At 44.4% G+C, this 26,732-nt stretch carries 32 protein-coding genes; 4 read left to right on the forward strand and 28 right to left on the reverse strand.

Translation table 11 applies throughout. The features are described from left to right. Window positions 1-60 precede the first annotated feature (60 nt). The 5 genes from QF06_RS16775 to QF06_RS16795 all read right to left on the reverse strand — a co-directional run bounded on the left by QF06_RS16775 (window position 61) and on the right by QF06_RS16795 (window position 4,806). On the reverse strand, window positions 61-744 hold the full coding sequence (locus QF06_RS16775; protein ID WP_003227700.1) for a vWA domain-containing protein: 684 nt from the start codon (window positions 742-744) through the stop codon (window positions 61-63). Between the two features lie 385 nt (window positions 745-1,129). After that, entirely contained in the window at window positions 1,130-2,161 is a 1,032-nt protein-coding gene (spoIID, locus tag QF06_RS16780; protein ID WP_029318715.1) for a stage II sporulation protein D, read from the reverse strand. Between the two features lie 195 nt (window positions 2,162-2,356). Continuing rightward, entirely contained in the window at window positions 2,357-3,667 is a 1,311-nt protein-coding gene (gene murA / locus QF06_RS16785) for a UDP-N-acetylglucosamine 1-carboxyvinyltransferase (protein ID WP_029726057.1), read from the reverse strand. 33 nt (window positions 3,668-3,700) lie between these two features. Then, complete coding sequence (locus QF06_RS16790; RefSeq protein WP_043940214.1) at window positions 3,701-4,441, reverse strand: YwmB family TATA-box binding protein; 741 nt, start codon at window positions 4,439-4,441, stop codon at window positions 3,701-3,703. A gap of 134 nt (window positions 4,442-4,575) precedes the next feature. Beyond that, window positions 4,576-4,806, reverse strand: coding sequence for a DUF1146 family protein (locus QF06_RS16795; protein ID WP_033883366.1), 231 nt, complete (start codon window positions 4,804-4,806; stop codon window positions 4,576-4,578). 169 nt (window positions 4,807-4,975) lie between these two features. Here QF06_RS16795 and QF06_RS16800 point away from each other — a divergent pair, with 169 nt between their 5' ends. Next, window positions 4,976-5,449, forward strand: a complete 474-nt coding sequence (locus tag QF06_RS16800; RefSeq protein ID WP_043940215.1) for a hypothetical protein — start codon at window positions 4,976-4,978, stop codon at window positions 5,447-5,449. A gap of 33 nt (window positions 5,450-5,482) precedes the next feature. On the opposite strand, the gene QF06_RS16805 is transcribed toward QF06_RS16800, so the two are convergent. The 18 genes from QF06_RS16805 to spoIIR form a co-directional block, all read right to left on the reverse strand. Further along, window positions 5,483-5,881: a F0F1 ATP synthase subunit epsilon gene (locus tag QF06_RS16805; protein WP_021480810.1), complete on the reverse strand. Its 399-nt coding sequence runs from the start codon at window positions 5,879-5,881 to the stop codon at window positions 5,483-5,485. A 23-nt stretch (window positions 5,882-5,904) separates the two neighbouring features. Continuing rightward, window positions 5,905-7,326, reverse strand: coding sequence for a F0F1 ATP synthase subunit beta (gene atpD / locus QF06_RS16810; protein WP_003227686.1), 1,422 nt, complete (start codon window positions 7,324-7,326; stop codon window positions 5,905-5,907). Between the two features lie 25 nt (window positions 7,327-7,351). Then, window positions 7,352-8,215 carry an ATP synthase F1 subunit gamma gene (atpG, locus tag QF06_RS16815; RefSeq protein WP_003244388.1) on the reverse strand — a complete coding sequence of 288 codons (864 nt, stop codon included), beginning with the start codon at window positions 8,213-8,215 and terminating at the stop codon, window positions 7,352-7,354. A gap of 76 nt (window positions 8,216-8,291) precedes the next feature. Then, window positions 8,292-9,800 (reverse strand): F0F1 ATP synthase subunit alpha, encoded by a 1,509-nt coding sequence (gene atpA / locus QF06_RS16820; RefSeq protein WP_003243657.1) that lies wholly within the window; start codon window positions 9,798-9,800, stop codon window positions 8,292-8,294. A 16-nt stretch (window positions 9,801-9,816) separates the two neighbouring features. After that, complete coding sequence (locus tag QF06_RS16825) at window positions 9,817-10,362, reverse strand: F0F1 ATP synthase subunit delta (RefSeq protein ID WP_003243176.1); 546 nt, start codon at window positions 10,360-10,362, stop codon at window positions 9,817-9,819. Next, the gene (gene atpF, locus QF06_RS16830; RefSeq protein ID WP_003244051.1) at window positions 10,359-10,871 is read right to left on the reverse strand and encodes a F0F1 ATP synthase subunit B; all 513 of its coding nucleotides are present in this window, start codon (window positions 10,869-10,871) and stop codon (window positions 10,359-10,361) included. The genes QF06_RS16825 and atpF overlap by 4 nt, the downstream gene beginning before the upstream one ends. 162 nt (window positions 10,872-11,033) lie before the next feature. After that, the gene (atpE, locus tag QF06_RS16835; RefSeq protein ID WP_003151167.1) at window positions 11,034-11,246 is read right to left on the reverse strand and encodes a F0F1 ATP synthase subunit C; all 213 of its coding nucleotides are present in this window, start codon (window positions 11,244-11,246) and stop codon (window positions 11,034-11,036) included. Window positions 11,247-11,291: 45 nt separating this feature from the next. Then, window positions 11,292-12,026 (reverse strand): F0F1 ATP synthase subunit A, encoded by a 735-nt coding sequence (gene atpB, locus QF06_RS16840; RefSeq protein ID WP_003242621.1) that lies wholly within the window; start codon window positions 12,024-12,026, stop codon window positions 11,292-11,294. 7 nt (window positions 12,027-12,033) lie between these two features. Then, window positions 12,034-12,417, reverse strand: coding sequence for an ATP synthase subunit I (gene atpI / locus QF06_RS16845; RefSeq protein WP_003243159.1), 384 nt, complete (start codon window positions 12,415-12,417; stop codon window positions 12,034-12,036). Window positions 12,418-12,839: 422 nt separating this feature from the next. Further along, window positions 12,840-13,469 (reverse strand): uracil phosphoribosyltransferase, encoded by a 630-nt coding sequence (upp, locus tag QF06_RS16850; protein WP_003227670.1) that lies wholly within the window; start codon window positions 13,467-13,469, stop codon window positions 12,840-12,842. Between the two features lie 134 nt (window positions 13,470-13,603). Beyond that, complete coding sequence (gene glyA, locus QF06_RS16855; RefSeq protein WP_043940216.1) at window positions 13,604-14,851, reverse strand: serine hydroxymethyltransferase; 1,248 nt, start codon at window positions 14,849-14,851, stop codon at window positions 13,604-13,606. Window positions 14,852-15,057: 206 nt separating this feature from the next. Further along, window positions 15,058-15,600 (reverse strand): TIGR01440 family protein, encoded by a 543-nt coding sequence (locus tag QF06_RS16860; protein WP_029318713.1) that lies wholly within the window; start codon window positions 15,598-15,600, stop codon window positions 15,058-15,060. Window positions 15,601-15,612: 12 nt separating this feature from the next. Next, window positions 15,613-16,062, reverse strand: a complete 450-nt coding sequence (gene rpiB / locus QF06_RS16865) for a ribose 5-phosphate isomerase B (protein ID WP_043940217.1) — start codon at window positions 16,060-16,062, stop codon at window positions 15,613-15,615. Window positions 16,063-16,218: 156 nt separating this feature from the next. Next, window positions 16,219-16,671 carry a protein arginine phosphatase PrpB gene (gene prpB, locus QF06_RS16870; protein WP_015384897.1) on the reverse strand — a complete coding sequence of 151 codons (453 nt, stop codon included), beginning with the start codon at window positions 16,669-16,671 and terminating at the stop codon, window positions 16,219-16,221. Between the two features lie 75 nt (window positions 16,672-16,746). Beyond that, window positions 16,747-17,304, reverse strand: coding sequence for a manganese efflux pump MntP (locus QF06_RS16875; RefSeq protein WP_003227661.1), 558 nt, complete (start codon window positions 17,302-17,304; stop codon window positions 16,747-16,749). 78 nt (window positions 17,305-17,382) lie between these two features. Further along, window positions 17,383-18,423: an L-threonylcarbamoyladenylate synthase gene (locus QF06_RS16880; RefSeq protein WP_043940218.1), complete on the reverse strand. Its 1,041-nt coding sequence runs from the start codon at window positions 18,421-18,423 to the stop codon at window positions 17,383-17,385. Window positions 18,424-18,579: 156 nt separating this feature from the next. Beyond that, a complete protein-coding gene (locus tag QF06_RS16885; protein WP_003244265.1) occupies window positions 18,580-19,023 on the reverse strand; it encodes a GNAT family N-acetyltransferase in 444 nt (147 codons plus the stop codon). A gap of 66 nt (window positions 19,024-19,089) precedes the next feature. After that, window positions 19,090-19,764, reverse strand: a complete 675-nt coding sequence (gene spoIIR, locus QF06_RS16890; RefSeq protein ID WP_003227654.1) for a stage II sporulation protein R — start codon at window positions 19,762-19,764, stop codon at window positions 19,090-19,092. 140 nt (window positions 19,765-19,904) lie between these two features. Here spoIIR and QF06_RS16895 point away from each other — a divergent pair, with 140 nt between their 5' ends. Then, entirely contained in the window at window positions 19,905-20,267 is a 363-nt protein-coding gene (locus QF06_RS16895) for a UPF0715 family protein (protein WP_014478265.1), read from the forward strand. Between the two features lie 16 nt (window positions 20,268-20,283). On the opposite strand, the gene QF06_RS16900 is transcribed toward QF06_RS16895, so the two are convergent. The 3 genes from QF06_RS16900 to prfA are packed head-to-tail and all read right to left on the reverse strand — an operon-like array spanning window position 20,284 to window position 22,569. Further along, window positions 20,284-20,571: a DUF5316 family protein gene (locus QF06_RS16900; RefSeq protein WP_003244050.1), complete on the reverse strand. Its 288-nt coding sequence runs from the start codon at window positions 20,569-20,571 to the stop codon at window positions 20,284-20,286. A 59-nt stretch (window positions 20,572-20,630) separates the two neighbouring features. Continuing rightward, a complete protein-coding gene (prmC, locus tag QF06_RS16905; protein WP_041850424.1) occupies window positions 20,631-21,497 on the reverse strand; it encodes a peptide chain release factor N(5)-glutamine methyltransferase in 867 nt (288 codons plus the stop codon). Between the two features lies 1 nt (window position 21,498). After that, window positions 21,499-22,569, reverse strand: coding sequence for a peptide chain release factor 1 (prfA, locus tag QF06_RS16910; RefSeq protein WP_003227645.1), 1,071 nt, complete (start codon window positions 22,567-22,569; stop codon window positions 21,499-21,501). Between the two features lie 125 nt (window positions 22,570-22,694). Here prfA and gloA2 point away from each other — a divergent pair, with 125 nt between their 5' ends. Further along, window positions 22,695-23,081: an SMU1112c/YaeR family gloxylase I-like metalloprotein gene (gloA2, locus tag QF06_RS16915; RefSeq protein ID WP_082044609.1), complete on the forward strand. Its 387-nt coding sequence runs from the start codon at window positions 22,695-22,697 to the stop codon at window positions 23,079-23,081. A gap of 121 nt (window positions 23,082-23,202) precedes the next feature. Beyond that, the gene (gene racA / locus QF06_RS16920) at window positions 23,203-23,757 is read left to right on the forward strand and encodes a chromosome-anchoring protein RacA (RefSeq protein ID WP_015251007.1); all 555 of its coding nucleotides are present in this window, start codon (window positions 23,203-23,205) and stop codon (window positions 23,755-23,757) included. Window positions 23,758-23,790: 33 nt separating this feature from the next. Here the strand turns inward: racA and QF06_RS16925 are convergent, their stop codons facing one another. Continuing rightward, window positions 23,791-24,750, reverse strand: coding sequence for an AEC family transporter (locus QF06_RS16925; RefSeq protein ID WP_003242497.1), 960 nt, complete (start codon window positions 24,748-24,750; stop codon window positions 23,791-23,793). Window positions 24,751-24,831: 81 nt separating this feature from the next. Beyond that, the gene (gene malS / locus QF06_RS16930) at window positions 24,832-26,529 is read right to left on the reverse strand and encodes an oxaloacetate-decarboxylating malate dehydrogenase (protein WP_003244309.1); all 1,698 of its coding nucleotides are present in this window, start codon (window positions 26,527-26,529) and stop codon (window positions 24,832-24,834) included. Between the last annotated feature and the right edge of the window lie 203 nt (window positions 26,530-26,732).

A 26,732-nucleotide genomic window follows, 5' to 3' on the forward strand; every position in this document is an offset into this window, starting at 1 on the left:
TTAGTTTTGAAGTTTTTGTTACATACAAAAAGAGGCTGACCATCACCAGCCTCTTTTTTCTTATTTAGATAACATTAGTGATTGCTGAGTGAAAATTTTCTCAACATCTTTTTGGGTATAAGCCGGGAAGTATTCACCGCCGCCTACTTTCGCAATTGCGTTCAGCTGGCCTTTGTATCCCTCTTTATAATCAAAGCCGATCACATTAACAGTGATATTGTCTTTTTGCAGTTCCTTTGCGGTTTTAATCGGGTTTCCTCCGCACGTTTCCTCACCGTCTGTCAACAGATACACCACTTTTTCCCCTTTTGCATCAAGCTGGTCAAAAGAAGATTTCGCCTCGTTCAGCGCTTTGGCAATTGGCGTCCAGCCAGTAGGCCCAATTGTATTGAGAGAATTGAGGAAGCTTTGCTCGTTAAAGCTTTGGAAGCCGTATACGTTGCGAATGGCTTCGCATGACTGAACTTTTCCGGAATTTTTATTATTTCCTTCAGAGCCAAACACGCTCATTTTCACCTGAGTTCCTTCTGGCAGTGAGCTCGCAAACTTTGAAATTTCTTTTTTGGCTGAATTAAATTTAGATACACCGTCTATTCTTTTCGCCATACTTCCGCTGGCATCAAGCAAGACCGCCACGTTCGCCGGCGCTTTAGCCTCCGTTTCTGTCTTTTCAGCTGCAAAAGCAGGTGAAGTTAATCCAAATAGCAATCCTGTCATCATGATCAGTGAAAATCTTTTCTTCATGTTCGTACCCCTTTACCAATTTGTTTCTGCGTGCAGATGTTCAACGCTGAACATAATCTATCGTAATCAACAAAAACCGAGAAATAAATAGGGCGGGCTTCCCCATTGCTGTTGTTTACTTTTGCATAGAAACCTATGTTTTTATTAGTGATTTCCACCTAACGCCCCTATGAAAAGAGAAGATTGTCCGCCTTTCGGCTTTCGTTATATGAGTCTGTCGAAGTCTGTCGACAAATGTGGATGACTTTACCACAATCTCAAAGCCTGAAATCAGGAAAAAAGGACTGATCCTTAAAGACGGCCAGAAGCTCCTCTAAACCGTTTCAGCTGCTCTTAGATAAAAGATATTCAGGAACAGAAAAAGACGCCCAATGAGCGTCTTTTTCTACTTTTTCGCCATATATTTATTCAAAAACGAATCTGCCTCAGAAATTTGTGTGCCTTGGTAATAATACTTTACAATGTCATCAACCGTTTTGCCTTCTTTCGCCATAAAATTCGCTCCGTATTGGCTCATCCCCACACCGTGGCCAAATCCTCTCGTCGTGACTGTAATTGTGTCTCCATTTCGCTTCCATTCAAAATCTGCGGAGTTGAGACCCAGCTTTTCACGTATGTCTCTTCCTTTCAGCGTCTTGCCGTTAATGACGGCAGTTGCAACCTGGTGGCCCGGTGTCTCGCCGGTAATCTTCCCTACTGCGCTAGATCCATCCAGCTTGACGCCAAGCTTTTGCTGAAATTCTGCCGCTGTAAAGGTTTTCGTTGCCTTATATTTCGGAGACTTTTTATCCCATGGGCTTTTGACGCTTTTTAAATATGGGATAGCACTTGTCCAATATGCTTCTGCATTCTCTGTGTAGCCGTTGCTTGTGGAGAAAAAGGAGGCTTCAATCGGCTGGTTGTTGTACGTTAAGATTTTGCCTTGCGTACTGGCTACCGCAGCTGTGATTTTCTTCAGTTTTGTCTCATAGCTTGTGCCCCACTGTTTTTTCAGCTCCGCTTTGTTTTTATACACCTGGAACATCTGTGTATCATCCACCAGTGAGCCTTTAGGAGCCTCAACCGCTGAATTTGACACCATCAGTCTGACAATAAATGTTCTGGCGGCGAGGGCCTGGGCTTTCAGTGCTTCAGATTCAAAGGTTGCCGGCATTTCGGAGGCGACGACTCCAATCACATACTCTTCAAGCGGAATGTCTTCTACGGATTGATTTGCGGTTCGATAGACGGGAATAGAAACAGGTGAAGCTTTCAATGTTTCTGCTCCTTTCGATGCTGGTTTCGTGCTGACTGCTGTCTTTTCTGATTCTACGCTGGCCCCTGCTTCCTTATTATGCTGGAATGGTATAACCAAGAGTGTGGGAACCAAGAGAATCAATGCACATAGTACGGATAGTGTGATTGCGAATTGTTTCATATTCAGCTGCCTCCTGCTCGGGATTCGACTCTAGTCTAGTCTATGGGCAGGGACAAGCTAATATGACTCTCGTTTTGGACAGAAACTTTATTTGTCATTTACGTATTCTTTTTTGCTATTTTGCGCATAATGATGATAATACACAAAAAATAAAAAACCAGTATGCCAGAGTGACATACTGATTTTCAAGTAAGTTTATGCATTTAAGTCAGAAACGACTTCTTTATTCTCTTGCTCAGAAGCAGACTCATCATTTACACGTTCGATGTCTGCGCCCAGAGCGGCAAGCTTCTGATGGAAATCAACGTAACCGCGGTCTAAGTGCTTCAATTCAGTAACACGTGTGTGACCTTCAGCCACTAACCCCGCAAGAATCAGCGCTGCACCTGCACGCAAATCAGTCGCTGCAACTTCAGCTCCCTGAAGCTGTACAGGACCGTTAATGATGACAGAACGTCCTTCAATCTTGATATCACCATTCATACGGCGGAATTCTTCCGCATGCATAAAACGGTTTTCAAAAACGGTTTCTGTAATCATGCTTGTGCCGCTTGCACGAAGCAGAAGCGCCATCATTTGTGACTGCATATCAGTCGGGAAGCCCGGGTGAGGCATTGTTTTGATGTCAATCGGTTTAAGTTCTTTCGGGCCGATGACACGCAGACCTTCACCTTCATCCTTAATTGTTACACCCATCTCTTCCATTTTTGCAATTAAAGAGGTGAGGTGCTCAGGAACCGCTCCTTTTACTAATACGTTTCCTTCAGTGATTGCAGCAGCAACCATAAATGTGCCCGCTTCAATACGGTCAGGAATAATATGGTGTTTTACGCCGTGAAGCTTTTCGACTCCTTCAATTTTGATGGTGCCGGTGCCAGCTCCGCGGATTTTTCCGCCCATGCCGTTGATATAGTTTGCTAAATCAACGATTTCGGGTTCTTTTGCCACGTTTTCCAGCGTTGTTGTTCCTTCAGCTAGAGCGGCTGCCATAATCAGGTTCTCTGTAGCTCCTACACTTGGGAAGTCCAGATAAATTTTTGCGCCTTGCAGTCGGCCTTTTACTTCAGCTTCAATGAAGCCATTACCGACTTTGATTTTTGCGCCCATTGCTTCAAAACCTTTTAAATGCTGATCAATCGGTCTGGAACCAATTGCGCATCCGCCCGGAAGTGCAACTCTTGCATGACCTGTACGCGCAAGAAGCGGCCCCATGACAAGCACAGACGCACGCATTTTACGAACATATTCAAAAGGTGCTTCAGTTTGCAAAGCGTATGAAGCATTTACAGTCACTTCATTATTTTCAAAATGCACATCTGCTCCTAAATGACGCAACACTTCGTTAATTGTATATACATCGGAGAGCGTAGGTACATCACAAATTACGCTTTTTTCTTCACTTGCTAATAAAGATGCAGCGATAACAGGTAAAACGGCATTTTTAGCGCCTTCAACTTTGACTGTGCCGTTTAACTTCTGACCGCCGCGGACGATGATTTTTTCCAAGGTATTCCCCTCCGCGTCCCTAAATTCTCTATATTAATATTCAGTCGTAACGATTGGTGTGCCAACCGTAACGGTATGTTTTCCGCCCATTCCTGCACTTCTAAGTGCAATTTGCAAATTCATTTTATGTTTCGAGGTCATAATGTACTCTTCCCACTCATCTGTAAACGCAGAAATAGAAACGAAATTTGGCTCAACTACATGTTCTACTGATCTTGCTTGAAATTCATTTAATAACTGATTTGCTTTTTTTTGCAAAACAATATTCATATTATCATCTAAGTGACCATTTAGACAAGTAAAAATAACTACTTTTTCTTGGAATATCCCAAGTGTCTCCCGTTCAAACTGTTCATATGTATCATTCCAGCTATCCGGTGTCTCTAGACTCATTTGCTCATATAATAAATACGAAGTTGGATTGTGTTTTTTGAGGGTTGTGACAAGCTGCAGTCTAAAAGAAGTGCGATTTTTTTTGTCAGTATATGTGCCAATTGCCTTTACGACTTTATCTTCCTGTGCAATCGTCCAATCATATTGACGATACTCTGATTTTAAACGTTGCACTTTTTGATAAAATTCTTTTTCGGTCAGTGACATGTTTTGTTTTGCATGCAATGTCCACTTATCTATTAGCACATCTTGGCGTTCCATCCCCTCTGCCATCTGTGCTAACGGCGTTAATTCACTCGCATGAATGGTATGGAAAACAGCAATGACGAAGCTTAACATGACGGAAATGATAATAGCGTGGCTTACTTGTTTTTTCTTCATGTTCATCTCTCCCCCTTATCCCCAGTTTTACCGGAGGCAAGAGGCGCCATACGTAAAAATCTTCGTCAAAACTCGAGCTATTCGCCTCAACCCGCTTCTCCCAACCATTTAATGATAATAATGTTCAAAACCTATTAAAATAGATAGGGAAGCTGCTGTGAATAATTGAGGTAATCTAAAAAGAAATTGGCAACGGCCGTTCCAATGGCGATTGTCAGCAAAATCATCAGGAGTCTTGCCTGCACGACTTTGCCTTTTTTTATTAACGGATCTATATTGACGGCTTGCAACGCCCACCAAGTCACTGCTATAAAAAACAGGTGAACGACAATGCCGATTGCAGCCTGCTGTCCCAATACACTCATCTATTACACTCCTTTCTCTGCGTTCATACCCTTTCTTATTATATAAGAAGCACAGATAAAGATGATACATTTTATACAGAACGGAATAATCACCCAAATCTAGGGCTAATCCCCGCTTAAAGTGCGATTCTTTTACATGGTATACTTTATTGGAAAGGAGCTGGCAAATGTGAATCATTCTTTTTTTCAGCCTGAAAAGCAATATGGTGAGGACCTGCCAATTTTTGATCAGGAATGGGAAGCAATTGCATTCTATTACGATTATAGACAGTCACAGATTGAAGAACTGAATGAATTGTGTCAGTTTTTTAACATTTCTCTTACTTATACGAGAGAAAGCCTTGAAGAGCTTGAAAACCTCTATTTTCAAAGTATACAAGAACTTTTGCTTGCTGATTGGAATCTTCCTATTGAAGAATTCGAGAAAATGATCAGTGTTTATCTTATAGATTGCGTGATTGCCCGCCATGAAGATGCTGAATGGGTTGTAAAACCTTATCCCTATAAAGACGGCGCTTATACACTTGGCTTTAGAAGACATCGCAAATCGTGGCATACAATGAATGCCTGTGATGGTTTATACCTGCGCCAAAAAGAGGATCGCCCGCTGCTGTCGCTGTTTGATTCTCTTGTTCGTTCATAAAAAAATCCTTCTCATAAAGAGAAGGATTTTTTCTTATTTCCCTGCTACATCCAATCTGTTCAAAGCCCGCTGTAATGCAAGCTCAGCCCGACGAATGTCAGTATCATCTGATTGAGTATTCAAACGCTCCTGCGCCCGCTGGCGTGCAGCTTCAGCGCGCTCTTTATCGATGCCTTCTGCTGTCTCGGCAGCCTGGGCAAGGATGGTGACCTGATCAGGACGGACTTCGACAAATCCGCCGCTGACGGCAACCATTTCAGTCTGCCCGTCTTTTTTCAGACGGACAGCGCCGATTTTAAGAGGAGCCACGGTTGGAATATGGCCTGGCAAAATACCGAGATCGCCGCTTTCGGCTCTCACACTCACCATTTCGATATCCGCATCGTATACTGGGCCGTCGGGAGTAACGATATTGACTTTAACGGTCTTCATGCTTTTACCCTCCTAGGACCAGATTAAACTTCTACACCCATTTCTTTTGCTTTCTCAACAACTTCTTCGATACGGCCTACAAGACGGAACGCATCTTCTGGAAGATGGTCGTATTTACCGGCTAAGATTTCTTTGAAGCCTTGTACCGTCTCTTTTACAGGCACGTAAGAACCTTTTTGTCCAGTGAACTGTTCAGCCACGTGGAAGTTCTGAGAAAGGAAGAACTGGATACGGCGTGCGCGGTGAACGACAAGTTTGTCTTCCTCGCCTAATTCATCCATACCGAGAATCGCAATGATATCTTGAAGCTCTTTGTAACGCTGAAGCGTTGACTGTACTTCACGCGCAACCGCATAATGCTCTTCTCCGACAATTTCAGGAGCAAGGGCGCGTGATGTAGATGCCAACGGATCAACCGCAGGGTAAATACCCATTTCAGTTAATTTACGCTCAAGGTTTGTTGTCGCATCCAAGTGAGCGAACGTTGTCGCCGGCGCCGGGTCAGTGTAGTCATCGGCAGGCACGTAGATCGCCTGGATAGATGTAACTGATCCAACGTTCGTAGACGTGATACGCTCTTGGAGCTGACCCATCTCAGTTGCAAGCGTCGGCTGATAACCAACCGCTGAAGGCATACGGCCAAGAAGGGCTGAAACCTCTGAACCCGCTTGTGTGAAACGGAAAATGTTATCGATGAAGAACAGTACGTCCTGTCCTTGTACATCACGGAAGTGCTCAGCCATTGTAAGGCCTGTCAAAGCAACACGCATACGTGCGCCCGGCGGCTCGTTCATTTGTCCGAATACCATGGCTGTTTTGTTGATTACGCCAGAGTCACTCATTTCGTAGAAAAGGTCGTTTCCTTCACGAGTACGCTCTCCTACGCCGGCGAATACAGAGATACCGCCGTGCTCTTGCGCGATGTTGTTGATTAATTCCTGGATTAATACGGTTTTACCTACACCGGCACCACCGAACAATCCGATTTTACCGCCCTTAATGTAAGGAGCAAGCAAATCAACAACTTTAATACCTGTTTCAAGAATTTCAACTTCTGTTGAAAGCTGATCGAATGAAGGCGCCTGTCTGTGAATCGGATCCTTTTTCGCATCCGCAGGAACCGGCTCATTCAAATCAATATTTTCTCCGAGAACGTTAAATACACGTCCAAGTGTTACATCACCAACCGGTACTGAGATTGGCGCTCCTGTATCTACAGCTTCCATACCGCGCTGAACACCATCCGTAGATGCCATTGCGATTGTACGGACTGTATCATCACCTAAATGAAGAGCGACCTCAAGCGTTAAATCAATACCTACTTCGTTTTCACTTGCAGCTGGCTGTGAAATTTTAATCGCATTATAAATTTCAGGCAAGTGACCGTCTTCAAAACGCACGTCGACGACCGGTCCTAATACCTGGCTAACGCGTCCTTTCTTCATCGCTATCCCTCCTGACAAAATCTTTCTATTCTAAAGCGGCTGCTCCGCCGACAATTTCCGTAATTTCTTGTGTGATGGCTGCTTGGCGAGCGCGGTTGTAAGAAAGCGAAAGTGAATCGATAAGTTCCTTCGCGTTGTCTGTCGCGTTTTTCATCGCCGTCATTCTTGCAGCGTGCTCACTTGCTTTACTGTCAAGAAGCGCACCGAAGATTAAGCTTTCTGCATATTGAGGAAGCAAAACCTCCAGAACCTCCTCTTCAGATGGTTCAAATTCATAAGACGCCGTTCTTTTTCCGCCGCCGCTGCCCAAATCAGATAACGGCAGAAGTTTTTTCTCCGTTACTTCTTGAGTAATGGCGCTGACAAAATGGTTATAAACAAGGTGCAATTCATCAAACGCACCGTCTATAAACATTTGAATCGTTTGACGGGCAAGATCTTTAATTTCTGTAAACGTTACTTCATCTCCAAGTCCTGTTAACTCGGAAATGATCGGAATCTCCCGTTTCTTAAAGAAATCACGGCCCACTCTTCCGATGGCAATCACCGCATACTCATCCTTAGACTGATGACGTTCTTGCATGGCCTGATAAGCACTCCGTAAAACCGAACTGTTAAAAGCGCCGGCAAGACCGCGGTCAGACGTAATGACAAGGTATGCCGTTTTTTTCACTTCTCTGCTGAGAAGCATCGGGTGCTTCACGTTGCCGGAAACTCTTCCGACGTTTGACACAACCTCTTGGATTTTATCCATATATGGCACAAATGATTTTGCATTGTTTTCAGCACGATTCAGCTTAGCCGCAGATACCATCTGCATGGCTTTTGTAATCTGACTTGTTTTTTTCGTTGACGTGATCCTTGACTTAATATCGCGTAATGAGGCCAAAGATTTCACCACCTTTTCTCTTCATCTGCGTAAAAAGAGAGAAAAAGAGAACCTTTTTCTCTCATCAGCATTCGAGTTAGTTGCTTGGTGCAAATGTGCGTTTGAAGCCTTCGATTGCAGCTTTGAAGTCTTCATCAGCAGGAAGGTTTCCTGTTTTCGCAATTCCGTCAAGCAGGTCTTTATGGTTTTGGTCAAGGTACATGTAGTACTCTTCTTCAAAACGTCTGATATCCGCCACAGGAATATCATCGAGATATCCTTTTGTCAGCGCATAAAGAATAGCTACTTGCTTTTCAACCGGAAGCGGCTTGTTCAGATCCTGCTTCAGCACTTCAACTGTACGCGCACCGCGGTTCAGTTTTGCCTGAGTCGCTTGGTCGAGGTCAGAACCGAATTGAGCGAATGCTTCCAGCTCACGGTATGACGCAAGGTCAAGACGCAAAGTACCTGATACTTTTTTCATCGCTTTGATTTGCGCTGAGCCGCCGACACGGGATACAGACAATCCGGCATTGATCGCTGGACGTACGCCTGAGAAGAACAAATCAGATTGCAGGAAGATCTGTCCGTCGGTGATGGAAATGACGTTCGTCGGAATATAAGCAGAGATATCTCCGGCTTGTGTTTCTACGAACGGCAGAGCTGTAATTGATCCTGCGCCTTTCGCGTCGCTAAGCTTTGCTGCACGCTCAAGCAGACGGGAATGAAGATAGAATACATCCCCAGGGAACGCTTCACGGCCTGGCGGACGGCGAAGAAGCAAGGACAGCTCACGGTAAGCGGCCGCTTGTTTAGAAAGATCATCGTATACAACAAGAACGTGCTTGCCGTTGTACATAAATTCTTCTGCCATTGTAACCCCAGCATACGGTGCCAGGTACAGAAGCGGTGCCGGCTGTGAGGCAGACGCCGTTACAACAATTGTATAATCAAGCGCGCCGTGTTTACGCAATGTTTCTACTACGCCGCGGACTGTTGATTCTTTTTGGCCGATCGCAACATATACGCAGATCATGTCTTGGTCTTTTTGGTTCAGGATCGCATCGATCGCAACAGATGTTTTACCTGTTTGACGGTCACCGATGATCAGCTCACGCTGGCCGCGGCCGATTGGAATCAGTGCATCGATCGCTTTGATACCGGTTTGAAGCGGTTCATGAACGGATTTACGGTCCATAACGCCTGGTGCAGGGCTTTCAATCGGACGAGTTTTGCTTGTAAGGATCGGGCCAAGTCCGTCTACCGGTTGGCCTAGCGGGTTTACAATACGGCCGATTAACTCTTCACCAACAGGAACCTCCATGATGCGGCCTGTTCTTTTTACTTCGTCTCCCTCACGGATCTCACTGAAAGGTCCTAAGATGACGATACCTACGTTTGATTCTTCAAGGTTTTGAGCCATACCCAAAACACCGTTTGAAAATTCGACAAGTTCACCGGCCATACAGTTGTCAAGGCCGTGCACACGTGCAATACCGTCACCGACTTGGATGACTGTACCTACGTCTTGAACTTCAATATCAGATTGATAATTTTGTATTTGCTGTTTTATCAGCGTGCTAATCTCTTCAGCTTTGATGCTCACTTAGGTTTCACCCCTTCTATCGATTTTCCCCGGCTAATTGACGTTCGATGCGCTGAAGCTTCCCGCTTACGCTGCCGTCATAAATCCGGTTTCCAATGCGGACTTTAATGCCGCCTATTAAATCCGTCTGCACTTCATTTCTGATTCTCAGTGAAGCGACTCCAGCTTTTTTTGCAAACACTTGTGATAATGGTAACATTTCTGCATCCGTCAGCGGTTTCACTGAATATACGATTGCGTCTTCTGTTTGACGGGCCACATTTGCGAGTTTGATAAACTCATCTGTGAGCTCAGGGACAATCGCGGCACGATGGCGGTCAATCAAAAGAAAAATCGTATTGAGTACGGACTGTGACAAAGAGCCAAATGCATTTTGAATCAGCTCTTTTTTCTTCGCAGCCGGCACCTTCGGATGGTTCAACACATCATTAAGCGCTTTTTCATTTTGAAATACTTGTTTTACAACAATTAGCTCTTCTTCTACTTGATTCAGCTGAGCGGACTCATTGGCTATATCAAAAAGAGCTGATGCATATCGTTTAGAGACAGCTGATCCACTCATCGGCTTTCTCCTACCTCTTTAAGATAGTCCTGGATCAATTTCTCTTGCGCTTGTTCATCCAGTTCTTTTTCGATCACTTTCGACGCAATCATGACAGAAAGAGACGCTACTTGCTCACGGAGAGCAGAAACCGCCTGTTCTTTTTCCTTCACGATTTCAGTTCTTGCTGCTTCTTTCAGACGTTCAGATTCTGCACGTGCAGCCTGAATAATCTCTTCTTTTTGCTTCTCTCCCAGTTTCTTTGCGTTTTCGATAAGAGTTTGGGATTCCTGTCTTGCTTCTTTTAAAAGAACGCGCTGCTCTTCAATCAGCTGCTGCGCTTCTTTATTTTTTTCTTCAGCAGACGTAATTTCTCCAGCGATGTGGTCTTCACGCTGTTTCATTATGTTTAATAGCGGCCCTAAAGCGTATTTCTTCAGAAGCGCTAATAAGATTAACATAGCTAACAGTTGGAACAGGATATCTCCGCCGTTAAACGACAATCCTAGTTCAAGTGGTAATTGAGACATCTACTACGGCAACTCCCTTCTGCAGGTTTTTCTTTGCTGATCCAGCAGCCGCACTTGTCTCTTTTCAGCCGGCAAGGCGGGATGCTTATCAGACATAAAGCAATGGCGAAGGTTCTCTTGGAATGATCTTCGCCATTTTTAGTTCATATAAGGCTTTTATGCTTAGCCAAAGAACGCTAAGAATGCGATAACGACAGCGATAATAGGAAGGGCTTCAACTAATGCGATACCCATGAACATAAGAGTTCTCAGTTCTTTACCTGCTTCCGGCTGACGGGCAATCCCCTCTACCGTACGTGAAACAATCAAACCGTTACCAATACCTGCACCAAGTGCGCCTAAACCAATTGCAATCGCAGCTGCTATTAAATTCATGAAAAAGTTCCTCCTTTAAAATGTTATCCGTTTGGATATAATGTTTTAATGATCATGACTGATTTTATGAGACATGTACACCATCGTCAGCATTGTAAAGATAAATGCCTGGATAGCACCAATAAATAAACTGAATGCTTGCCATGCCAGCATCGGCAGAATGGCACCGATTGTACCGACAAGACCGAGAGCCACGCTTTGCGAATAATGGCTTGTTGCTAATCCCGCAAGCAGGCCGAGAAGAATCTCACCGGCGAAGATGTTACCATACAGCCGCAAACCTAGAGTCAGCGTATTCGCAAACTCTTCGATGATTTTCATCGGGAGCATGAATGGAACAGGTCTTAAATAGTCTTTGGAATATTCCTTGAGCCCTTTCATCTTCACACCATAGTAGTGGGTTAAAGCAACAACCATCACGGCTAGCGTTAATGTAATGGCAGGATCGGCTGTCGGAGACTTCCACCAGAGCTCATGTCCGATTGTAATAGAGAACGGCAGCCCCAGCATATTCGACACAAATATGTACATCAGCAATGTGACACCAAGTGCCAAGAAGTTAGCCCCTGTTTTTAAATCCATTGTACTGCCAATAATATTGCGGACGAAATCAACAATCCATTCCATAAAGTTCTGGGCTTTTCCGGGACGGATCGAAAGCGTTCTTGTCGTCAATATAGCAATCAATAAAACAATCACACTCGCCACAGTAATCATCAGAATGTTTGTCAGATTAAAAGTAAGACCTAGAAATTCTATAGTTCTGTAACCATGATTCAAAGGGTTTTCACCTCTCTTCCATTGATGAACGTTTAAGCTGGATAAAGGAATCTATCATAATGACAGGGTATATTGTCATTAATCCAATAACTGTACTTGCCATATGAAAGTATTCGGGATTTTTATAGGCAACAGCCACAGCAAGAATCGCATTGCACCACCGCGCTGCGCTCCCGAGAGATCGTATGGACTTTCCTTTCTCAACAGCTCTGTCAAAAGCATTCATTCTTCTGACGAGCAGTAAAAAATTAAACAAACTGAAAACAGTTCCCAGAATAAGGCCTAAAAAAACGGTTTTATACGCTGTTAAACCATAACCCAGTACATACACTGCCAAAATGAACAATAAATATTTGCGTTGTCTGCTAAATGTAAGCTTGGGATCGTCCATCAATTATCTGTCTCCTGATGAAAAAATAATGTATAGCTTGGATACGGCAAAAATCAGCGGTTAACCCTTAGTAGAAGACCTTTTTTGACCGGCAAAACGGGCCTGTTCGAAAAAATCATTCATCCGCAAGCCTTGCAGGGATGCTGTTTCATTCGCTTAAATAAATCCTCATAATACGGGTTTGCTGAGAGGGTTTACATTGAGGATGAGGACTATAATGAAAGCTATGAAAACCTTCTCATAATACCCTCGTTTAGCATACAATAGCCCCTAACATGTGTCAATCTGTTTAAAGTTAAAAAACTTTTTATACTTTACGTCTCCACAGAATGTTCACATTTTCACCTATAATTGTATACAGATTCACCGAATAGCAAAAAACTGGATAAAAAAATGAAACCCCCTTTTGGGGATTTCATTTTTCATTTTGTTCCAAACATGCGGTCACCCGCATCTCCGAGACCTGGAACAATATATCCTTTTTCATTTAATTTTTCATCTAGCGCCGCAATGTAAATATCAACGTCCGAATGATGCTTCTGCAATTCTTCCACACCCTCCGGCGCTGCTACAAGACACATGAAACGGATATTTTTCGCACCGCGTTTTTTAAGGCTGTGAATGGCTTCAACTGCGGAACCGCCTGTAGCGAGCATCGGGTCAACCACGATGAATTCACGCTCTTCCACATCAGAAGGAAGCTTGACATAGTATTCCACGGGTTTTAAGGTTTCTGGATCACGGTAAAGGCCGACATGTCCCACTTTTGCCGCAGGAATCAGCTTTAAAATGCCGTCAACCATTCCCAATCCTGCTCTGAGGATAGGAACCACTCCGAGTTTTTTCCCTGAGATGACTTTCGATTTCGCAGCCTGAACCGGTGTATTGATATCCACTTCTTCCAGAGGAAGATCGCGGGTAATTTCAAATGCCATGAGTGTAGCCACTTCATCTACTAACTCTCTAAAATCCTTCGTACCTGTATTTTCATTCCGTATATATGTCAGCTTGTGCTGAATTAAAGGATGATCAAATACATAAACCTTTCCCATACTGTGTTTCAGCTCCTTTTTTATTGTCCCATCAACAATTACACACTTCTATTGATTCTACAAAAAAAGACATTGAGTTTCAAGAACATCGTCAAAAAACCCGCCGGGCATAAGCCCAAGCGGGTTTTAGGATCTTAATAATCTAATTCTTTATATAAAGGAAATTTATCAGTCAGAGCAGCTACACGCTGTCTTGCTTCTTCAAGTTTTCCTTCATCTTCGTGGTTTTTCAATGCAAGCGCAATGATAGCACCGACTTCTTCTAATGCGTCTCCGTCAAAACCGCGGCTGGTTACAGCAGCTGTACCAAGACGGATGCCGCTTGTTACGAAAGGTTTTTCAGGATCATATGGAATCGCGTTTTTGTTAGACGTAATACCGATTTCATCAAGTACATGCTCCGCAACCTTACCAGTCAGTCCGAGCGAACGAAGATCAACAAGGATAAGGTGGTTGTCTGTTCCGCCTGAAACGAGCTGGATGCCCTCTTTCGTTAAGGCTTCAGCCAGACGTTTCGCGTTTGAAATGACGTTTTGTGCATATGTTTTGAAATCGTCCTGCAATACTTCACCGAATGAAACAGCTTTTGCGGCAATAACGTGCATCAGCGGGCCGCCTTGAATTCCAGGGAAGATCGATTTATCAATTTTCTTGCCAAACTCTTCACGGCAAAGGATCATACCGCCTCGAGGACCGCGAAGTGTTTTATGTGTTGTTGTTGTAACGAAATCAGCGTAAGGAACCGGGTTTGGATGAAGGCCTGCCGCAACAAGTCCTGCGATATGTGCCATATCCACCATGAAGTAAGCGCCGACTTCATCAGCAATTTCACGGAATTTCTTAAAGTCGATTGTACGAGGATACGCACTTGCTCCTGCTACGATAAGCTTCGGTTTATGAGCGAGGGCTTTTTCACGCACGTCATCGTAATCAATATATTGAGTTTCTTTATCTACGCCGTACTCAACAAAGTTATATTGAACACCGCTGAAGTTGACTGGGCTTCCGTGTGTTAAATGGCCGCCGTGGGAGAGGTTCATCCCAAGTACAGTATCGCCTTGCTTCAAAATCGTGAAGTACACTGCCATGTTTGCTTGTGCGCCTGAATGAGGCTGAACGTTTACATGCTCCGCTCCAAAGATTTCCTTCGCGCGGTCACGGGCGATATCTTCAACGACATCGACGTGCTCGCATCCGCCGTAGTAGCGTTTGCCCGGATATCCTTCTGCGTACTTATTTGTCAAAACAGATCCTTGTGCTTCCATAACCGCTTCACTTACAAAGTTCTCAGAAGCAATCAATTCGATCTTAGTCTGTTGGCGTTCACGCTCATTTTTAATGGCGTTAAACACTTGTTCGTCTTGCGCAGGTAAATGTTTCATCAGCGAGATCCTCTCCTATCCGTATCCTGTTCTTTGTTTTTACCATCACTATTGTACATGGTTTTTAAGGCCGATGTAAAAGATTATTTTTAAAAAATCTAAATTTTTATTGGTAAAAACGAATATTAATAACTTAAATTTAATTTAAAGTTCGGAATTTATTTCACTGTCTTAAAATAAAAGAAAAGACTGGCTATGCAGTCCTTTCATTCGCACTCATAAACCGCCCGCACTCCGCCGATTAGTTTCGGCCGTGTACGCGCCAATGTCACATGAGCTGAACCGAGGCTGTTTTGAGAGACACGCACAGGGACAGCCACCGGCTTCAGATGCATGCCGATAAACGTATCGCCTATATCAATTCCGGCGTCAGCCTGAATGGCTTCAACAAGAACAGGAGACTTCATCTGCTTAAACGCATAAGACGCCATCGCTCCGCCCGCTTTTGGAACGGGCACGGCAGAAACGGTTGGAAGCCTGAACAGCTTGGCTGTTTCTGCTTCGACGACAAGCGCTCTGTTTAAATGCTCGCAGCATTGAAACGCCAGATGGATTCCCGTTTTTTCCCGGAGCTCAGCAAGTCCGCTGTAGATGCTTTCAGCGATATCTACACTGCCCGATGTGCCGATCCGGCTGCCGGCCACTTCGCTCGTGCTGCATCCAAGGACGAAGAGCTGATCTTGTTTCAATTCCGCTTGGTCCTGAAACTCAGACAGCATCGTCTTCCACGTTTGTTTCAACTCATTCATTAAACAGCACCCCTACAGGTTTTTCTCTTCATAATCTGAGATTTTCCCAATACGCGTTTGGTGTCTTCCCCCGGTAAACTCAGTAGTCAGCCAGATTTTTGCGATTTCCCGAGCCAAACCAGGTCCGATCACCCGTTCACCCATCGCAAGGATGTTTGTGTTATTATGCTCCCTCGTCGCCTTCGCGCTGAAGGTATCGTGCGCCAGCGCGCAGCGAATCCCTTTTACTTTATTAGCGGAAATGCTCATGCCGATGCCTGTCCCGCAAATTAAAATGCCTCTGTCAACTTCGCCGCTAATCACTTTTTCGGCCACCGGAAAAGCATAATCCGGATAATCGACAGAGCCGCTGCCGCAGTCACAGCCCATATCAATATATTCAATTTGCAATTCGTCCATTAACTCTTTGATTTCATTTCGAATGTGAACGCCGCCATGATCCGATGCAATGGCTACTTTCATCTGCTTTTCCTCCCAGCGTGTGTGATGCGGCCCGCCCGCTTTATTGACCGCGCAGCCTGTCCGCTCTTTGATTCACACCATATGATGTGCTTTTCACTATATTCTACTCCTTCACGCAGGATTTGCAAATGACCTGTTTACAGATTTTCTGACAACTTATCTGCGGTCTTTTTTCAGCTGTTTTGCCAGCTGCCGAAGAAGCTCTTCAAGCTCATCTCGCGTTTGTTTATAGATGTCAATTGAGCCGCCGAACGGATCGATGACATCACCATGGCTGCCTGTGACATATTCTTTTAACGTAAACACTTTATCACGATAACGTCCAAATTGGCTGGCAATGATCTGCTTGTGCTGATGGGTCATAGCCAGAACCAAATCAGCCGACTCCATATGTTCTTCAGTTAATGGAGAAGACACATGATTAAGGGCAATATGTTTTTCAAACAGCGCTTCGACTGCATGAGGCGTCGCTTTCCCATTAGGTGAAGCAAACACACCTGCCGAGCGGACATTGACATTCAGCCCTTCCATTTCTGCAATTGATTTAAAAAGCGCCTCAGCCATTGGGCTGCGGCACGTATTTCCAGTACAGACAAAAATAATATCCATGTCAGTCACCCCTTATTTTTCTCTATTATATATGAAGAAAAAAGAAACGGCGACTTCGTTTCTTTTATTGGTATATTAAATTGGCAAAAGCAGCTTTAATCCAAACACGATTAATATGATGCCCCCGAGCGCTTCGCTGTATGTGCCAAGCCATGACTGCACTTGTTTTCCGACCAGCAGGCCCAGCCATGTCAACATCATGCTGAACAGCCCGAACAGGGTAATTGTGAGGAGCGGATGCGAGCCGTATATCCCCAAGCTCAAGCCGACGGAAAAGCTGTCAAGGCTGACGCCGATGGCAAACAGCAATAAGCCCGGCCCTGCCGGTGACATGAATCGTTCTTCTGACTGTTTAAAAGAGGCCATAAGCATTTGAACCCCAAGAACAAAAAGCAGCGCCCCACCGATATAAACCGCTAACACGCCGAGGAGCCCTGACAGCATGTTACCGGCCGCCATCCCTGCGAGAGGCATGATGACGTGAAAGAGGCCGATGATGAAACCAATATAGAATATCTGCTTCTTTCTAAGTTTGACCATGCCCATTCCAAGGCCGACAGAAAAAGCATCCATCCCTAAAGCAAACGCCATGATGCTTAATGTAATCAGTTCGCCTATAAACAAATCCGACATACATAAATAACCCCCTTGGACACGCCCCGCTTTTTTAGCCTATGCGTGTCCAAAAAGGGTTAGAACATCTGACTGCTTTCAGCGAATCACTCTTCCTCCGGCGGCTTTCATCAGCCTGTTCATAATAGCAAGACCGACACCTGTATCCGGAAAGGATTCCGCTATAATGAAATCCACCTTATTCTCATCAAAGCTGCGCAAAGCATCATACAGCCCTGCCGCAACAGTCTCAAGCTGAGCCCGTCTTCCGCAGCTCTTCACATAATCAGCGGAATAAACGCCCGCTTTTTCTTCTGTCGTCAGGACACCGACCCGTCTTCCACCCTGTTGATATTCTTGAATGAGGTGCTGAATGCGCTCTGGGCTGCCTTCGCAAATGGCAAGAGGCGCTGTCGGCGCATAATGTGTATATTTCATCCCTGGAGAAATCGGCTTCTCGTTTTGGTCGCTGAGCCCTTTATCCACATGGATCGGCCCGATCACCGCTTCAATTTGTTCCTTCGTAATGCCGCCCGGACGCAGGAGAACAGGGATGTCGTCCGCACATGAAAGCACGGTTGATTCGACCCCGATTCCGGTAGGGCCTCCATCCATAATACCGGCTATGCGGCCATCCAAGTCGTGTGCCACATGCTCCGCTTTTGTGGGACTTGGCTTGCCTGATAGATTGGCGCTCGGTGCTGCAATCGGCAGTCCCGATTCGCGAATCAATGCAAGAGCAAGCGGATGATCCGGCATTCTAATGGCAACCGTTTCAAGACCTGCCGTTACACGAGGTGAAAGCGCACCAGGTTTGCAAGGCAGAATGAGCGTAAGTGCTCCCGGCCAAAACCGTTTCATCAATGTTTTCGCCCTTTCCGGCGCTGGGCCCGTTAAATCCTCAAGCTGGCTGATATCCGCAATGTGGACAATCAGGGGATTATCGCTCGGCCGCCCTTTCGCCTCATATATTTTTTTGACGGCATCCGTACTTTTTGCGTTTGCGCCTAGGCCATATACTGTTTCTGTCGGAAAGGCAACGACCTCATTTTCTCGGAGCAAAGCGGCTGCTTGTGTAATTTGTGGATCATTTGTGGATAACTCGTCAGTTACATCCACAAACCATCTTTTCGTTTTCATTTCTGACCAAACTCCTTATTCACAACAATAAAACGATTGTTTTACGCGTGTAATCCTTTTGAAAGTATAAAAGATGTCCTGTAATAAAACAAGCGTTATCCACAAATTGTGGACAACGCTAATAAAGAAGTGGATAAGTATGTGTATAAACTGCACTTATCCAGACGCTTTTTTCATCAAAACGGCTCCTTCTGTTTGCCGCGATTCACAGAAGTGATCAGAAGAAAACAGCTCCTCCGGTACACTCTCAGCTCTTTCAAAACCCATGGCCGTCAGAAAATCCGCAGAGGAATGCTGATTTGCTACTAGGTACACGGTTTTGATCTGATGCTTTTCGCACAGCACCTCCATGCTTTGAAAAAGCGTGACGATATGGCCTTGGTGAAGCTTGTCCGATATGACAAGTGATCGCAGCAGCCCCTGGTCACAGCTTATTTTTTCAATACCGAGGCATCCGGCAATGTTTTTCTCACTGTCCTCCAGCATAAGAAATTGAGTGAAGCCTTCTTTCACACCTTCATAGCTGGTTTTCGCCTGTTTTAAAAATGCCTCGAGCACATCTCCGTCTTTTTCCCTTGCCACCCGCAGTTGATAAAACATCCGTTCACCCCGTTTTTGCGTTCTTTCTTCCAATCTATGAGGCAAATCTATTTTTAGACCAGATGATTAGGAAAAAAGGTCGGAAATCCATTCGACTAAAAAGAATTTCACTTCTGTGCCGTCTTCTTTTTCTTCGTTCTCTTCTTTTTTGGCTTTTTCCGCTTTAGCGGTTACGTCCTCAAGCACTTTTTCAGTCTGCTTTTTTGAGGCTTCTTTATCTTCTTGTTCTTTGACGGCTTCCCCGTTAGAAAAATCAAGAAAGCAGAGGGGCGGGAACAGCACACACCACCAGTTGGCGCCGTCTCCGTTTCCAAGCGTAATCAAAATCGCTTCATACTCACCAGCAGGATATACCATGTTGCCGTAAAGCTTTGTCGGAAACGAGATTTTGTCAAAATCAACGGATATCGACTGATTCGCTCCTTCTTTCTCCATTGTTTCCTTTGCAATTGCTTTGATTTCAGGCAGCTTTGAACGAATCACGCGACGCGCTTCTTCAATAGAAGTAATATCCTTTACCCAAGTTGTGATTTCTTTATTCACCGCGTCTCTTATATGACGTTTTAATTGCTGGTCTTGATCACTATCGCTGTTTGCCAGTATTCTCAAACGAATCGCCTGATCAGGTATGACCACCGGCTGATTTTCCGATTTTTGTGCCGTCTCTTCTTTTGCCAGCCCTACGAGCGCTCCGGATAATAAAAGAAAGATATATATACAAATGATTACTGTTTTTTTCATCGGTCCCCACCGTTCCTCTCCGTGCTTTGTTTCTAGCCCTATTATGGACAAGGAGAGCCTGGGATAAACGTGCAGGGTGAAAAAAATCTAGCAAGCTGTTAATCTTATTTATGGTACGATAGTGTTTTAGGAGGTTTAAGATGAAATACAATTATACAGTGCTGTTATCAGCATTCACGATGTCCGTTCTTTATTCAGTAATTTATATTCATTCATTTATCATTGCCGCTCTCATCACAATGGCATTTTATTTTCTGTTTCCTTATTTGATCTTCGCACTGCCGCTTCAAATCATGATGAATAAAAAGCCGAAACGTTTCAGCCCTTTGTATCTGCTGTATTACCTTGCCGCTGCTTTTATTGCCAACGCGATCATTTTCGGCGTGCTTCAGCCTTCGGGACAATCTCTGTTTCAAAATACAGCCTTTTATCTTTTCGCTGTATTAACAGCTCTTATCTATTGGATATGGGATTCTGTTTTACTGCAAAAAAAGGAAGCCTAAGAGGCTTCCTTTTTTATTAAAACAAAATCGTCAGTAAATAACATAGAATGGAAGGTATCGCCGCAACAAAGAAAGCGGCCGCCATTTTCATGCGAGATGTACGGCCTTCTTTGGTTTCTGAATGGTAGTTTGCCCGCTGATCGCTTCCGCTTACAGCCAAACCCGATGTAATGATCGCGAGCCCCACTAAAACGAGAGACGCAACGCCAAAAATCGCTTCATATGAAAGAGCCTGCGGAAAAATGGTGCCAATCATGCTCTCAATCGCAATGAGCAGGATTCCTGCTGTCAGGGCCTTTTTCATGTTTACATCCCCTTTGCTGGTGTTAAACAGCTTGATCCATTCACTCGCCAGCAAGCTGCTTATTTATTTTTATGAATCAGAGCGCATATGGTTCTGTCTTTTCCATTAATATCTTTCAGCACTTCCACTTCCGCCCCCTTAAACGCCTTGAGGATCAGGTCTTTGACCGCCGCTCCCTGTTTCCACCCGATTTCAAAAACGACAAATACTTTATCCTTCATGACAAGCGGAATGTCTTCCATAAACCGCTTATAAAATTTCAGCCCATCTCCGCCATCGGTGAGCGCGTGCAGCGGCTCATGAAAACGGACAATTTCCGATAGATCAGCCATTTCTTCCTCTGAAATATATGGCGGGTTTGAGACAATGATATCCGCTTTTTTTCCCGCCTTAATAAAAGGCTCAAGCAGATCGCCCTGATAAAAGCGCACATTTGCTCCGAGTTTTTCTGCATTGGCAGAGGCGACTTGCAGCGCCTCTTTCGAAATATCGACCGCCGACACAGAAAAGTTTTGGTTTTCAAGCGCAAGCGTGACGGCTATTGCGCCGCTCCCTGTACCAACGTCAACAACTTCGAGCTTGCCGTCTTCAGAAAAGACACTCCGATATTTTTCAAGCAAATGAAAGACAACTTCTTCAGTTTCCGGCCGCGGGATCAGCACATCATCATTCACCATAAATTCCCGTCCATAAAAAAACTCTTTTCCTATAATGTATTGAACCGGCACGCCCTCTTTATGCATCTCAACGTGACGCTTAAAGCGATACAGCTCGTCTTCACCAATCGGTTCCTGTAAGCTTGCGAGCAGTTTGCTTCTCTCCATTCCGGTATCATAAAGCAATAGGAGCTCGGCAGCATTTTCTTCTCTTCCCGCTTCGGTTAAATAAGAAGAAGCCCATTTCAGGGCTTCGAATATCGTCTTCATCTTAACCTTCCGACTGCTGAAGCTTGCTTGCCTGATCTTCAACAATCAGCGCTTCAACCACTTCGTCAAGTTTTCCTTCAAGAATCTGATCAAGCTTTTGAATCGTCAAACCGATTCTGTGATCCGTCACACGGTTTTGCGGGAAGTTGTATGTGCGGATACGTTCAGAGCGGTCACCAGATCCGACTGCTGATTTCCGTGTTTGATCATATTCAGCCTGGGCTTCCTGCTGAAATTTATCATAGATTCTGGCACGGAGAACCTTCATTGCTTTTTCTTTGTTCTTAATTTGAGATTTTTCATCCTGGCATGATACAACAACACCTGTCGGCAAGTGAGTCAGACGAACCGCAGACATTGTTGTGTTAACGCTTTGTCCGCCCGGTCCGCTTGAAGCAAATGTATCGACACGGATATCCTTCTCATGGATGTCGACCTCTACCTCTTCTGCCTCAGGAAGACATGCCACTGTTGCAGTGGATGTATGGATGCGTCCGCCTGATTCTGTTTCCGGAACACGCTGTACGCGGTGGGCGCCGTTTTCATATTTGAGTTTAGAATACGCGCCGCTTCCTGTAATCATAAAGATGATCTCTTTGTAGCCGCCCGTTCCGGTTACATTCGCTTCCATGACCTCTGTTTTCCAGCCCTGAAGCTCAGCATAACGGGAATACATTCTGTACAGATTGCCCGCGAATAAAGCGGCTTCCTCGCCTCCCGCGGCTCCGCGGATCTCCATAATAACGTTTTTATCATCATTAGGATCTTTCGGGATCAAGAGCACTTTCAGCCGTTCTGACAGTGTTTCCGTTTCCTTCTGAAGTTCAGAAATCTCTTCCTTCACCATATCGCGCATCTCAGCGTCCAACTTCTCTTCAAGCATCGCTTTTGCATCAGCCAGCTGTTCTGACGCATCTCTGTATTGTCTATATACGTCAACTGTTTCTTGTATATCAGATTGCTCTTTTGAATATTCTCTTAGCTTTTTCGGATCGTTGACTACTTCTGGATCGCTCAAAAGCTCATTTAATTTTTCGTATCGTTCTTCAATTGATTTTAAACGGTCTAACACGGTCTTCACCTCTGTTTTCCTGTGCGTAACATTCTCATTATAGTATAGTGATTAACCCCAGTCAAAAGCATTTCAATCCCAGCTGGAAAAGCCCCCTCTGCTATACTGGAATTCGAGGAGGGATGATGTTGCTGAAATCCATACATCATATTGCAATCATATGTTCAGATTACGAAAAGTCGAAAGCTTTCTACGTACATAAGCTTTGTTTTCAGGTGATTCAAGAAACGTACCGCGAAGAGCGCGGCTCCTATAAGCTTGATTTGTCGCTTAACGGCTCGTATGTCATTGAGCTGTTCTCGTTTCCCGATCCGCCCGAACGACAAACCCGGCCTGAAGCCGCAGGCCTGCGTCACCTCGCCTTTACAGTCGTCAGCTTGGATAAGGCGGTTCAGGAGCTTCATGAAAAAGGAATCGAAACAGAGCCAATCAGAACAGATCCGCTGACCGGCAAGCGTTTCACCTTCTTTTTTGATCCTGACCAGCTTCCATTAGAACTGTATGAACAATAACAGTTTTTGAAGAAAAAAAGGAGATACCCACTTTCTTTGCCGAATCTTTTCTTGTTTTGTCTAACGGGAAGGGAACCGCATTCTATGGTCGAATACCTAGCTTAAAAGGAGGTATGGGATCATGAATACAAATATGGTAGCAAGTGAACTCGGCGTCTCCGCAAAAACGGTGCAGCGGTGGGTGAAGCAGCTGAATCTTCCGGCCGAACGCAATGAGCTCGGACACTATTCGTTCACGGCAGAAGACGTGAAGGTTCTAAAATCCGTTCAAAAACAAATCTCTGAAGGCACGGCGATTCAGGATATTCATCTGCCGAAAAGCGCTAAAAAGCGCACAGGCTTCCTTGTCCAAAAAACAAGTAGCGACACAGAACGAAGAATCGAGCAGCTTGAACAAAAGCTGGACACCCTTTTACAGCAAAGGCAGGACGAAAGCGAATTGATGGCAAGGATGTCGGAACTGGAACGCCAGCTGAAACAAAAAGCCGATGAAGGTGTATCTTACCAGCTGCTTCAGCACCGCAGAGAAATCGATGATATTCTTGCAGATCTGCAATCACTGACCTCACAAATGAAAGAATTCACCGCTCAGCCGATCCCCGAGACTGCTGCTGCTTCTGAAAAAACCAAAACAAGAAAAAAACCGCTGCTGTCACTGTTCAAATTTCAAACCTAAAGCAAAAAGCTCCCGTAAAGGGAGCTTTTTTTGTTACGCAGTAAGCGCGATAATGATTGGAAGTGAAATCAATGACAGAATCGCACTGACCACAAACGCAGTTGCAGTTTCTTCTTCTTGTTTCTCGAAACGAGTCGCAATCATGGCTGCAACGGCAGAACCAGGGAATGCAACAAGAAGGATTGCTTTTGTTGTTTGGTCAGCCGGAAGTCCGATAGCAAGAGCAATCAAGAACATTAACGCAGGCTGAACCGCAACTTTTAGTAACGCAATACCGATAGCCGGCATACTGAGTTTAATTTTACGAATACCAACGGTAACACCGACAGCAAAGAGAGCAACACCAGATGTTGTGCTTCCAAGCTGATCGAGCATTTTAACACCCAGCTCAGGAAGAGTGAAATTGAAAACCAGCACCAAGATCATACTGATTAACGGAGCAGCTGCAAGCGGCTCACAAAGACCATGCAGGATTGATTTTCCTGTCATCTTCCAGAAGCTGTCGCCACTCTCTTCGTTTTTCTTAGAAGACTCACCAACAGTAGCGATAATGATCGCGAGCGGATCAAGAATCGCGTTAACCACGATACCTGTGACCGCGATCGGAATCGCAACTTCATTCGCTCCGAATAAGCTTCCCAATACCGGGATACCCATAAATGCGAATGTCGGCTGTGCAGAGTTCAAAGAAAATACAGATGAGTTCGTTAAATCATACTTGAAAATAAATCTGCAAACCAAAAGAATGATGATATAGAAACCAACAATCCCAATAATTAAAGAAATCATTAAAGGTACTTGTGATAAAAATTCACTTCTGGAAGTTGTCAAAATACCAGCGATAAAGTGAGCTGGAAGTGCGTATTTCGTTACTAACGTACTTACCCCTTTTGCCGACTTGGCATCATAACTTCCAAAATGTCCTGCAAACCAACCCAGCACGATAACAAAGAAGATCGGCGCCAGGAGGATTAAGATATCTAAGATGCTCAAAATATTCTCCTCCAAATCCTATGTCCGTATACTTTAGCTTTACAAAAAGCTTTCCCTCGGACAGAAAAATTTACTCGCTAATTATTTCGCGATGACTTTTTTGTATTCAGGTGTCCACATTGCATCAAGTACCGCTTGTTTCACATCTTCAGGCTGACGATTTGCCACGCCATCTTTAATTGCTGCTTCAGCAACGGCAATCGCAACTTGGATAGAAACCTCTTGAAGCTTATCAATGCTTGGAAGCAATCCTGCTCCAGGTGTTTCAAGATCAACCATTTCAGCAATCGCATCAGCAGTTGCAGCAAACATAGCAGGTGTAATGATACGCGCTTCAGCTACAATTGAACCAAGTCCAAGACCAGGGAACGCGAATGCGTTGTTAGATTGTCCGATTTCATAAGAAACACCGTTGTATTCTACATTGTCAAATGGGCTTCCTGTTGCAATAAGCACTTTTCCGTCAGTCCATTTGAACAGATCTTCAGGAACAGCTTCAGCAAGGTGAGTCGGGTTAGACATCGGCATGATAACCGGACGGTCTACGTGAGATGCCATTTCTTTTACAATTTCCTCTGTGAATGCACCTGAAACCCCAGAAGTACCAATCAAGATCGTTGGTTTCGCTTGACGAACCACTTCATCGAATGGAATTTGACCTTTTTCATCGCGCTTCCAGTCTTTCACTTCATCCGCATTGCGAAGGTAAGGTTTTTGGAAATCAAGGATGCCTTCGATGTCTTCAGTCAGCAAGCCTCTGTAATCAAGTGTGTAGAAACGTTTGTTAGCTTCTTCTTCAGATAATCCGGCAAGCACCATTGTGTCACGGATTTGGTCAGCAATACCGATACCAGCAGAACCAGCACCGAAGATAACAACACGCTGATCTTTAATAGAAGCGCCGGTTTTCTTCATAGCGGCAAGCACACCTGCAAGTGTAATCGCGCCAGTACCTTGAATATCATCATTAAATGTCAGGATTTCATGATTGTATTTTTTCATGATGTTGCGTGCATTTTTGTTGCCAAGGTCTTCCCAGTGAAGAAGCGCTTTAGGGAAGAATTTCAATGCAGCTTTTACATAAGCGTCAATGAAAGCTTCGTAGCGTTCACCTTGAACACGTTCATGCTTGTTACCAATATATAAAGGATCGTTTAGAAGTTTTTCGTTATTCGTACCGACATCAAGCACAACCGGGATAACACGGCTAGGGTCAATACCAGCTGCAGCAGTGTAAACAGCCAATTTACCGATTGCGATATTAATACCGCCTACACCCCAGTCACCGATACCGAGAATGCTTTCGGAGTCAGTAGCAACGATAAGATCAATATCGCCTGCTGTCGCATGAAGGTTTTCAAACGCTTTTTCAATACCGTCAATGTTGTCGATTGACAAGTAGATTCCTTGAGGTCTTCTATATTCATGGCTGTATTCCTGAATCGCTTCACCAACTGTTGGCGTGTACACAACAGGAAGCATTTCGCGAAGATGGTTTTTCAGCAATTTATAGAAAAGAACTTCGTTACGGTTTGCAAGATCACTTAAGTAAACATTTTGACGAAGGCGGTCAGGCTGCGCTTGGAATTGCTCGTACGCGCGTTGTGCTTGTTGATCAAGAGAAAGTACAGTTGGCGGCAGAAGCCCTTCTAAGCCGAGTTCTTGTCTTTCTTCTAGTGAAAAAGCAACGCCTTTATTTAAAGTAGGAATAGATAAAACTTCTTTTCCTCTAAGAGTTGTTTCTAAGTGGCCTTCTTTCGTTTTTTTTATGTTATTCAAGCAAATCTCCTTCTTTCTTGAAATAGTTAACCAAGTTAAGTAATAACCCATCTAAAATATGACCGATCATGATCTTTATGCGACTTTGTGACAATTATTCGAACAATGTCTCAAAACTATTTACATTACGTAAGCTATTGTATGCCTGTCAAAATCAAAATTCAAGGGAAGAAAATTACTTAATTTTTTAATATACTTATTTA

This window comes from Bacillus sp. YP1, assembly GCF_000877815.1.
Lineage (GTDB): Bacteria > Bacillota > Bacilli > Bacillales > Bacillaceae > Bacillus > Bacillus subtilis.

What these genes read in the sequence shown, in the direction of transcription:
- QF06_RS16775 (WP_003227700.1), bottom strand. Translation starts at nt 744, where the DNA reads ATGAAGAAAAGATTTTCACTGATCATGATGACAGGATTGCTATTTGGA.
- spoIID (WP_029318715.1), bottom strand. Translation starts at nt 2,161, where the DNA reads ATGAAACAATTCGCAATCACACTATCCGTACTATGTGCATTGATTCTC.
- QF06_RS16790 (WP_043940214.1), bottom strand. Translation starts at nt 4,441, where the DNA reads ATGAAGAAAAAACAAGTAAGCCACGCTATTATCATTTCCGTCATGTTA.
- QF06_RS16795 (WP_033883366.1), bottom strand. Translation starts at nt 4,806, where the DNA reads ATGAGTGTATTGGGACAGCAGGCTGCAATCGGCATTGTCGTTCACCTG.
- QF06_RS16805 (WP_021480810.1), bottom strand. Translation starts at nt 5,881, where the DNA reads ATGAAGACCGTTAAAGTCAATATCGTTACTCCCGACGGCCCAGTATAC.
- atpD (WP_003227686.1), bottom strand. Translation starts at nt 7,326, where the DNA reads ATGAAGAAAGGACGCGTTAGCCAGGTATTAGGACCGGTCGTCGACGTG.
- QF06_RS16825 (WP_003243176.1), bottom strand. Translation starts at nt 10,362, where the DNA reads ATGAGTGGATCAGCTGTCTCTAAACGATATGCATCAGCTCTTTTTGAT.
- atpF (WP_003244051.1), bottom strand. Translation starts at nt 10,871, where the DNA reads ATGTCTCAATTACCACTTGAACTAGGATTGTCGTTTAACGGCGGAGAT.
- atpE (WP_003151167.1), bottom strand. Translation starts at nt 11,246, where the DNA reads ATGAATTTAATAGCAGCTGCGATTGCAATTGGTTTAGGCGCACTTGGT.
- atpI (WP_003243159.1), bottom strand. Translation starts at nt 12,417, where the DNA reads ATGGACGATCCCAAGCTTACATTTAGCAGACAACGCAAATATTTATTG.
- upp (WP_003227670.1), bottom strand. Translation starts at nt 13,469, where the DNA reads ATGGGAAAGGTTTATGTATTTGATCATCCTTTAATTCAGCACAAGCTG.
- glyA (WP_043940216.1), bottom strand. Translation starts at nt 14,851, where the DNA reads ATGAAACATTTACCTGCGCAAGACGAACAAGTGTTTAACGCCATTAAA.
- QF06_RS16860 (WP_029318713.1), bottom strand. Translation starts at nt 15,600, where the DNA reads ATGAATGAGTTGAAACAAACGTGGAAGACGATGCTGTCTGAGTTTCAG.
- rpiB (WP_043940217.1), bottom strand. Translation starts at nt 16,062, where the DNA reads ATGAAAGTAGCCATTGCATCGGATCATGGCGGCGTTCACATTCGAAAT.
- prpB (WP_015384897.1), bottom strand. Translation starts at nt 16,671, where the DNA reads ATGGATATTATTTTTGTCTGTACTGGAAATACGTGCCGCAGCCCAATG.
- QF06_RS16875 (WP_003227661.1), bottom strand. Translation starts at nt 17,304, where the DNA reads ATGTCGGATTTGTTTATAGGCGAACTGATTACATTAAGCATCATGGCG.
- QF06_RS16880 (WP_043940218.1), bottom strand. Translation starts at nt 18,423, where the DNA reads ATGAAAACGAAAAGATGGTTTGTGGATGTAACTGACGAGTTATCCACA.
- QF06_RS16885 (WP_003244265.1), bottom strand. Translation starts at nt 19,023, where the DNA reads ATGTTTTATCAACTGCGGGTGGCAAGGGAAAAAGACGGAGATGTGCTC.
- spoIIR (WP_003227654.1), bottom strand. Translation starts at nt 19,764, where the DNA reads ATGAAAAAAACAGTAATCATTTGTATATATATCTTTCTTTTATTATCC.
- QF06_RS16895 (WP_014478265.1), top strand. Translation starts at nt 19,905, where the DNA reads ATGAAATACAATTATACAGTGCTGTTATCAGCATTCACGATGTCCGTT.
- QF06_RS16900 (WP_003244050.1), bottom strand. Translation starts at nt 20,571, where the DNA reads ATGAAAAAGGCCCTGACAGCAGGAATCCTGCTCATTGCGATTGAGAGC.
- prmC (WP_041850424.1), bottom strand. Translation starts at nt 21,497, where the DNA reads ATGAAGACGATATTCGAAGCCCTGAAATGGGCTTCTTCTTATTTAACC.
- gloA2 (WP_082044609.1), top strand. Translation starts at nt 22,695, where the DNA reads ATGTTGCTGAAATCCATACATCATATTGCAATCATATGTTCAGATTAC.
- racA (WP_015251007.1), top strand. Translation starts at nt 23,203, where the DNA reads ATGAATACAAATATGGTAGCAAGTGAACTCGGCGTCTCCGCAAAAACG.